The sequence below is a fragment of the Streptomyces flavovariabilis genome (genome assembly GCF_000725785.1).
GTDB classification, from domain to species: Bacteria; Actinomycetota; Actinomycetes; order Streptomycetales; family Streptomycetaceae; genus Streptomyces; species Streptomyces hawaiiensis.
Genome location: NZ_JNXD01000091.1, coordinates 1 through 913 on the forward strand (window position 1 = coordinate 1; position 913 = coordinate 913).

The following is a 913-nucleotide window of genomic DNA, read 5'->3' on the forward strand; positions in this document are numbered from 1 at the left end:
TGTATTGATCACGAGCGTTGTTAACGCGGGGTCGGGCTTGATCATGGCGAAGGCCCCCGTGTGTGGTGGAGGTGTCGAATCTTCACCGCACGGAGGCCTTCGTGTCCCACCGTAATGCCCGGCTGACCGTTCACGGCAGGCGGCTGCTGGTCGAGCGTGTCCGCTCCGGCCGTCCCGTCGCCCATGTCGCCGCCGAGATGGGCATCTCCCGTCCCACAGCCCACAAGTGGATCCGGCGCTGGCGGTCCGAGGGCGAGAGCGGACTCATCGACCGTTCCAGCCGCCCCCGCAGCACACCGCACCGCACCGCAGCCTCCACCGAAGCGCATGTCTGCAGGCTGCGGCAGGACCGCAAACTCGGCCCGGCACGCATCGGACCGATCCTGGGCCTGCCCGCCTCGACCGTGCACCGCATCCTCAACCGGCACGGCCTCAACCGCCTGGCCCACCTGGACCGCCCCACCGGCCAGGTCATCCGCCGCTACGACCGCTACGAACGCAACCAGCCCGGCGAGCTGGTTCACGTGGACGTCAAAAAGCTCGGCCGGATCCCCGACGGCGGCGGCCACAAAGTCCTGGGCCGCCAGGCCGGCCGCGCCACCCCACATCGAACGGGTCCTGACCGACAACGCCTGGCCCTACCGCAAGAGCTTCGCCTGGCGACAGGCGCTGGCCGACCTGGGCGCGACCGGCAAGCTCACCCGCGCCTACCGGCCGCAGACCAACGGCAAGGTCGAACGCTTCAACCGCACCCTGCTCGACGAGTGGGCCTATCTGCGGCCCTACACCAGCAACGACGAACGCACCGCAGCCCTGGCAGACTTCCTCCACACCTACAACCACCACCGCTGCCACACCGCACTCGCAGGCCAGCCACCCATCACCCGCGTCAACAACGCTGCGGGTCAATACA

1 pseudogene is annotated in these 913 nt (G+C 68.9%); it reads left to right on the plus strand.

Annotation, left to right across the window (positions count from 1 at the left end):
- Positions 1-101 precede the first annotated feature (101 nt).
- Positions 102-913 (plus strand): annotated as a pseudogene (locus IO24_RS44185) (integrase core domain-containing protein); the annotation flags it as partial.